This is a genomic window from Burkholderia sp. ZZQ-2, from assembly GCF_050768715.1.
In the GTDB taxonomy this organism is placed as follows: domain Bacteria; phylum Pseudomonadota; class Gammaproteobacteria; order Burkholderiales; family Burkholderiaceae; genus Burkholderia; species Burkholderia cepacia.
Genome location: NZ_LDVA01000312.1, coordinates 53,423 through 60,415 on the forward strand (window position 1 = coordinate 53,423; position 6,993 = coordinate 60,415).

6 protein-coding genes are annotated in these 6,993 nt (G+C 65.3%); 1 reads left to right on the forward strand and 5 read right to left on the reverse strand.

The genetic code is table 11. The features are described from left to right. Positions 1-15 precede the first annotated feature (15 nt). From paaK to paaN, 5 genes are all read right to left on the reverse strand, one after another. Positions 16-1,314 carry a phenylacetate--CoA ligase PaaK gene (gene paaK / locus ABY44_RS28275; protein ID WP_060173931.1) on the reverse strand — a complete coding sequence of 433 codons (1,299 nt, stop codon included), beginning with the start codon at positions 1,312-1,314 and terminating at the stop codon, positions 16-18. Between the two features lie 38 nt (positions 1,315-1,352). Then, complete coding sequence (paaI, locus tag ABY44_RS28280) at positions 1,353-1,805, reverse strand: hydroxyphenylacetyl-CoA thioesterase PaaI (protein ID WP_042973051.1); 453 nt, start codon at positions 1,803-1,805, stop codon at positions 1,353-1,355. 1 nt (position 1,806) lies between these two features. After that, a complete protein-coding gene (paaG, locus tag ABY44_RS28285; protein ID WP_021156977.1) occupies positions 1,807-2,598 on the reverse strand; it encodes a 2-(1,2-epoxy-1,2-dihydrophenyl)acetyl-CoA isomerase PaaG in 792 nt (263 codons plus the stop codon). Between the two features lie 45 nt (positions 2,599-2,643). Then, entirely contained in the window at positions 2,644-3,846 is a 1,203-nt protein-coding gene (gene pcaF / locus ABY44_RS28290; RefSeq protein WP_060173932.1) for a 3-oxoadipyl-CoA thiolase, read from the reverse strand. Positions 3,847-3,933: 87 nt separating this feature from the next. Next, the gene (paaN, locus tag ABY44_RS28295) at positions 3,934-5,640 is read right to left on the reverse strand and encodes a phenylacetic acid degradation protein PaaN (protein WP_060173933.1); all 1,707 of its coding nucleotides are present in this window, start codon (positions 5,638-5,640) and stop codon (positions 3,934-3,936) included. 129 nt (positions 5,641-5,769) lie between these two features. On the opposite strand from paaN, the gene ABY44_RS28300 reads away from it, so the two are divergent. After that, positions 5,770-6,546: an enoyl-CoA hydratase gene (locus ABY44_RS28300; RefSeq protein ID WP_059699742.1), complete on the forward strand. Its 777-nt coding sequence runs from the start codon at positions 5,770-5,772 to the stop codon at positions 6,544-6,546. Positions 6,547-6,993: the final 447 nt, after the last annotated feature.

The window sequence follows — 6,993 nt, forward strand, 5'->3', positions numbered from 1 at the left end:
GCGCAGCGATTGCCGTCAGCCCTTGCGCTTGTCGACGACGCGTCGCGCCTTGCCGACCGAACGCTCGATCCCGTTCACGGGCAGCACGTTGATTACGGCCGTCACGCCGATCAGGGACTTGATGTCGTGTGCGAGCGCCTGTTTGGCCGCATGAATCGCCGCCGTATCGGGCGCAGTCTCCGGACAGGGCTCGACATTGAGCGTCAGCACGTCGAGCGGGCCTTCCTTTGTCAGTACGATCTGGTAGTGCGGTGCGAGCGCGCGCTGCTTGAGCAACTGCTCCTCGATTTGCGTCGGGAATACGTTGACACCGCGCACGATCATCATGTCGTCCGAACGCCCCGTGATCTTCTCCATCCGGCGCATCGTGCGGGCAGTGCCAGGCAGCAGCCGCGTGAGGTCGCGGGTCCGGTAGCGGACGATCGGCAGTGCCTCCTTCGTCAGCGACGTGAACACGAGCTCGCCGAGTTCGCCGTCCGGAAGCACTTCGCCGGTTTCAGGGTCGATGATTTCCGGATAGAAGTAGTCTTCCCATATGGTCGGGCCGTCCTTGGTCTCGACGCATTCGGACGCGACGCCGGGGCCCATCACTTCGGAAAGTCCGTAGATGTCGACCGCGTCGATGCCCATCCGCTGCTCGATCGCGACGCGCATGTCGTTGGTCCACGGTTCCGCGCCGAAGATGCCGATGCGCAGCGAACTCTGCACCGGATCGAGACCCTGGCGCTCGATTTCGTCGGCGATCGACAGCATGTAGCTCGGCGTCACCATGATGATGTCGGGCCGGAAATCCTGGATCAACTGCACCTGCTTTTCGGTCTGGCCGCCGCCGAACGGGATCACGGTCAGCCCCGCGCGTTCGGCGCCGTAGTGCGCACCGAGCCCGCCTGTGAACAGGCCGTAGCCGTAGCTCACGTGCACCTTGTCGCCGCGGCGCGCACCGGCGGCGCGGATCGAGCGCGCGACGAGGTTCGCCCACGTGTCGATGTCGCCGGCCGTATAGCCGACGACCGTCGGCTTGCCGGTCGTGCCCGACGACGCATGAATGCGCGAGATCTGGTCCTGCGGCACCGCGAACATCCCGAACGGGTAACTGTCGCGCAGGTCGCTCTTCGTCGTGAACGGGAAGCGCGACAGATCGGCGAGCGTCTTCAGGTCGTCCGGATGGACGCCCGCGTCGTCGAACTTGCGACGATAGACGGGAGAGTGGTCATACGCATGCCGGAGCGACCACTTGAGGCGTTCGAACTGCAGCGCGGTCAGCTCGTCGCGTGAGGCGGTCTCGATCGGCTCGAGCGGTAGCGGGGTAGTCATGCATGTCTCCAGTGTTTGTTATGTGCGAGCCGTCGACGTCAGCGGTCTTCCGGGATGACCGTACCCTTGATCTGGGCCGATTTGCCGCGAAACATCGCGACGGTTTCTCCGGTCTGGTTCGTGACGCGGATGTCGTAGATCCCTTGGCGGCCGGCGCGTGCCTGCTCGATCGCCTCGGCCGTCAGCACGTCGTCACCGTGCACGGGGCGCAGGAATTCGATCGAGCAGCCGGCCGCGACTGCGTTCACGTTGTACGAGTTGCATGCGAACGCGAACGTTGAATCGGCCAGCGTGAAGATGATCCCGCCATGGCAGGTCTGATGCCCGTTCAGGAATTCGGGCCGCACGCGCATTTGCAGGCGCGCGTAGCCGGCGCGTACTTCGGCGATTTCCATCCCGAACGCGCGGCTGCATGCGTCGGCGTCGTACATGGCTCGCGCGGCGGCACGGGCGAGCGAGTCGGGGTCGAGCGTGGCAGTGGCGTCCGTCATGTCAACGCCCCTCGAAGCGCGGCGCGCGCTTCTCGATGAATGCCTTCACGCCTTCCGCATAGTCGTACGACTGACCGAGCTTGCGCTGCAGGTCACGTTCCTGGTCGAGTTGCTGGTCGAGCGTGTTCGTGACGCTGTCGCGCATCGATTGCTTGATCGATGCGATCGCGAGCGTCGGCTGCTGCGCAAGCTGGGTGGCGAGCTGGCGGACTGACGCAGCGAGGGTGTCATCGTCGACCGCGCGCCAGATCAAGCCCCATTGCTCGGCCTGTTCGGCGCCGAGCTTGTCGCCGGTCAGCGCGAGCCCCAGCGCGCGTGCCATGCCGACGCGTTGCGGCAGGAACCATGTGCCGCCCGAATCGGGTACGAGCCCGATCTTGACGAAGGCCTGGATGAAACTGCTCGAGCGGGCGGCGAACACGAGATCGCACGCGAGCGCGAGGTTCGCGCCGGCGCCGGCCGCGGTGCCGTTGACGGCGGCGATGACCGGAATCGGCAGACGCTGCAGGCGGCGGATCAGCGGATTGAAGTGCTCGTCGATCAGCGCGCCGAGGTCGGTGGACGCGCCCGGCGTGAAGTCGAGATCGGCCAGGTCCTGGCCCGCGCAGAAGCCGCGCCCCGCGCCAGTCAGGATCAGCGCGCGCGCGCCGGCCGCCTCGACATCATCGAGTGCCGACTGCAGTTCGCGATGCATCGCCCGCGTAAAGCTGTTCAGCTTGTCGGGGCGGTTGAGGGTAATCGTGGCCACGTTCGAGGCGCGATCGATATCCAGCTGAATCGCCTGATAGGACATGCAGTGTCTCCTTCATGACTTCGTTATAGGCGCGCGGTGCATGGGTTACACGCGTTCGATCGCGAGCGCGATACCCTGGCCGACGCCGATGCACATCGTACAGAGCGCAAAGCGGCCGCCCGTACGCTCGAGTTGGTGGAGCGCCGTGGTCACGAGCCGCGCGCCCGATGCGCCGAGCGGATGGCCCAGTGCGATTGCGCCGCCGTTCGGGTTCACGCGCGGATCGTCGTCGGCGACGCCGAGCATGCGCAGCACCGCGAGACCTTGCGATGCGAACGCCTCGTTCAGCTCGATCACGTCGAACTGGTCGATGGTCATGCCGAGCTGGCGCAGCAGTTTCTGCGTGGCCGGTGCGGGCCCGATGCCCATCACGCGCGGCGCGACGCCGGCCGTCGCCATTCCGACGACCCGTGCGCGGCGGCGCAGGCCGTACTGGTCCGCTGCCTGTGCATTGGCGAGCAGCAGCGCGCACGCACCGTCGTTGACGCCCGATGCGTTGCCGGCCGTCACCGAACCGTCCGGGCGCACGACGCCTTTCAGCTTCGCGAGCGCTTCGAGCGACGTTTCGCGCGGATGCTCGTCGCGCGAGACGACCAGCGGATCGCCTTTCTTCTGCGGAATCGTGACCGCGACGATTTCCTCGGCGAGCGTGCCGTCCTGCTGCGCGCGCGCGGCCTTCTGCTGGCTGCGCAGCGCGAACAGATCCTGGTCGGCGCGGCTGATGTTGTAGTCGACCGCGACGTTCTCGGCCGTATCAGGCATCGAATCGACGCCATACAGCTGTTTCATCAACGGATTGACGAAGCGCCAGCCGATCGTCGTATCGTAGATTTCTGCCTGGCGCGCGAATGCGCTCGAGGCCTTGCCCATCACGAACGGCGCGCGTGTCATGCTCTCGACGCCGCCCGCGATCATCAGGCGCGCCTCCCCGGCCTTGATCGCGCGCGCAGCAGTGCCGACCGCGTCCATCCCGGAGCCGCACAGGCGGTTCAGCGTCGTGCCGGGCACGTCGGTCGGCAGCCCCGCGAGCAGCGCGGACATGCGCGCGACGTTGCGGTTGTCCTCACCGGCCTGGTTCGCGCAGCCGTAGATCACGTCGTCGATCGCTGACCAGTCGACGTCACGGTTGCGCTCCACGAGCGCCTTGAGCGGTACCGCACCGAGGTCGTCGGCGCGGACATCTTTCAAGGCGCCGCCGTAGCGGCCGATGGGGGTGCGAATCGCGTCGCAGATATAGGCGTCTGTCATGGGCGTATCGATGAGCAACGAACCCGCCGGGTGGCGGATTCATTCATGGTAGAGAACGTGGCGGCGTTTGCACGTCGACCATTCGGGTTATGCAGGTTGAGCGGCTTCCGCGGGTGCCGCTTTCGGCGCAACATGGACGCGGCTTTGCACGACGCGGAACCGGTTGGCGACGAATGCCGGGTCCGCCAGCGCCGCGTTGGCTGCCGGGTTCGCGCCCGTGCCGTGGAAATCCGAGAACGCTGCCGACTGGTTCACGAACACGCCGCCGGTCAGGTTGATCGACAGCGCGACGCCGCCGCGCACCGCCGCATCGTGTGCAGCATCGACGATGGCTTCGTCGGTACTGTAGACGGAGAGCGTCAGCGCACCATGTTCTGCCGCGATCTCACCGGCGAGATCGAGCGACTGCGCGGTCGAGTCGGTTGCGATCACGAACGAGATCGGGCCGAACCACTCCTGCGTGAATTTCTCGCGATCGGCCACGTCGAGTTGCAGCACGAGCGGTGTGCGCACGCGGGCATCGGGGAACGCGGGGTGCTGGAGGGTAAGGCTGTCGGCGAGCACGCGGCCGAGCTGGCGGGCGTCGTCGATGCGTGCGGTCACGCCTTCGTTCTGGATCGCGCCGATCAGTTCGACCGAGCGGGCCGGATCGCCGGTGAGTTTCTGCACTGCAACGGCGATTGCCTGTGCGACTTCATCGAAGCTGGCATGGCCGTCCGCCGTCCGGATGCCGTCGCGCGGCACGTAGATGTTCTGCGGCGCCGTGCACATCTGGCCGGAGTACAGCGCCAGCGAGAACGCGATGTTCTTGGCGGTGGCCTTCAGGTCGTCGGTCGAGTCGATCACGATCTGGTTGACGCCTGCCTTCTCCGTATAGACCTGTGCCTGGTGGGCATGGCGCTCGAGCCACGTGCCGTTTTGCGTGCTGCCGGTGAAGTCGATCAGCTTGATCTCGGGGCGCAGCGCGAGATCCTGAACGAGTGCGCCGTCGTTGGGTTCGGTCGCGAGGAGCGTGACGACGTTCGGGTCGAAGCCGGCTTCGCGCAGCACGTCGCGAGCGATCCGGACCGTGATTGCGAGAGGCAGGATCGCGCCCGGATGCGGTTTGACGATCACGGTGTTGCCGGTGGCCAGATCGGCGAACAATCCCGGGTAGCCGTTCCAGGTCGGGAACGTGCAGCAGCCGAGTACGAGGCCGGTGCCGCGCGGGACGATCGTGTAGCGCTTGTGCATCGCGAGCGGCGGGTTCTTGCCTTGCGGCTTCTCCCAGTGCGCATCGGCCGGAATGCGGCGCAGTTCGTCCCACGCATAGGCAACGGCCTCGAGCGCGCGATCCTGCGCGTGCGGGCCGCCGGCCTGGAACGCCATCATGAATGCCTGCCCCGTGGTGTGCATCACGCTGTAGGCGATCTCGAAGCTCGCACGATTCAGGCGCGCGAGGATTTCGAGGCTGACGCCGATCCAGGCGCTCGGGCCGGCTTCACGCCATGAACGCTGCGCGGCGGCAGCGGCGGCGATCAGTTCGTCGGGCGTCGACTTCGGATACCGGATGCCCAGCGCGATGCCGTACGGCGACCGTTCCGCGCCGACCGTTTCTCCGGACGCCGGCTGGTCGAGCGCGAACGTCTTGTCGAGGTATGACTTGAACGCGGCCTCGCCATCTGCGTTCGCGCTTTCCCCGTACACTTTGGGGCTCGGCATTTCGGCGAACGGGCTCCAGTACCCGCGGCTCTCGATGGCGGCGAGTGCGTGCTTCAGCGTGTCTTCGTGCTTCGTGAACAGTGCATGGGTCATGGCGGCAGCCTGATGGACGATGAGAGGGGTTGGATCGATTAATTAACCGACCGGTTGGTCGGAGAATGGTAGCATCAAACTATTCGCATGTGCGAGGCGTTTCTCATTTCATTGATCGAGGAGAAATAGATGGCTTACGAGAACATCCTGGTGGAGACCCGGGGGCGTGTCGGGCTGGTTACGCTGAACCGTCCGAAGGCGCTGAACGCGCTGAACGATGCGCTGATGGATGAACTGGGTGATGCGCTGAAGGCGTTCGATGCGGACGATGGCATCGGCGCGATCGTCGTGACCGGGAGCGAGAAGGCGTTCGCGGCTGGCGCGGACATCGGCATGATGGCGACCTATTCCTATATGGATGTCTACCGGGGCGACTACATCACACGTAACTGGGAGACGGTTCGCGAAATCCGCAAGCCGATCATTGCGGCGGTGTCGGGCTTTGCGCTGGGTGGTGGCTGCGAGCTGGCCATGATGTGCGACATCATCTTCGCGGCGGATACGGCCAAGTTCGGCCAGCCGGAAATCAAGCTGGGCGTCATGCCGGGTGCGGGCGGTACGCAGCGTCTGCCGCGCGCGGTGTCGAAAGCGAAGGCGATGGACATGTGCCTGACGGCCCGCTTCATGGATGCAGCCGAAGCGGAGCGTGCGGGGCTCGTGTCGCGTGTGCTGCCGGCCGCGACGCTGCTCGACGAGGCGATTGCCGCTGCGGCGACGATCGCCGAGTTTTCGCTGCCGGCGGTCATGATGGTCAAGGAGTCGGTGAACCGTGCGTACGAGACGACGCTGGCCGAGGGCGTTCACTTCGAGCGCCGGCTGTTCCATTCGCTGTTCGCGACCGAAGATCAGAAGGAGGGGATGGCGGCATTCGTTGAAAAGCGGAAGCCGGTGTTCAAGCACCGCTGATTGCGCTGCCCGAGGTAGGTGGCCCGGTGCCTGGCTGGTATCGGTTGTCGGTGTAATAACCCTCGGCCCGCCGAGCCCCAGCCCCCGTGCGCGTCAGCGCACGGGGGCTTTTTCAAAATATTTTCACAAAGGGCTTGCGTGGATGGGGGCGGGTGCTTAGAATCACGCCTCTTTCGCGCTAACGGAAACGCGGCGCGGAAGAGGGAAGCAAAGCTGGCGGTGTGCTGCAGTGACGGGCGCGCGGCTGGCCTGGAAGTTGAACCCCGCAGTCGCAACGATGTAGTGTAAAAAGTTGTTGACGAGCTGCGAAACACGGTTCATAATCTCGCTTCTCTGCTGCTGAAAACGCAGCGCTGCCGGGAAACACGAAGTTCCTCGCAGATTGCTCTTTAAAAATTAACAGCCGATAAGTGTGGGCGCTTGATGGAAGCGAGCTGATCCTCGGAT

Coding starts and splice junctions, on each gene's coding strand:
- paaK (WP_060173931.1), bottom strand. CDS start 1,314: ATGACTACCCCGCTACCGCTCGAGCCGATCGAGACCGCCTCACGCGAC.
- ABY44_RS28300 (WP_059699742.1), top strand. CDS start 5,770: ATGGCTTACGAGAACATCCTGGTGGAGACCCGGGGGCGTGTCGGGCTG.
- paaG (WP_021156977.1), bottom strand. CDS start 2,598: ATGTCCTATCAGGCGATTCAGCTGGATATCGATCGCGCCTCGAACGTG.
- pcaF (WP_060173932.1), bottom strand. CDS start 3,846: ATGACAGACGCCTATATCTGCGACGCGATTCGCACCCCCATCGGCCGC.
- paaI (WP_042973051.1), bottom strand. CDS start 1,805: ATGACGGACGCCACTGCCACGCTCGACCCCGACTCGCTCGCCCGTGCC.
- paaN (WP_060173933.1), bottom strand. CDS start 5,640: ATGACCCATGCACTGTTCACGAAGCACGAAGACACGCTGAAGCACGCA.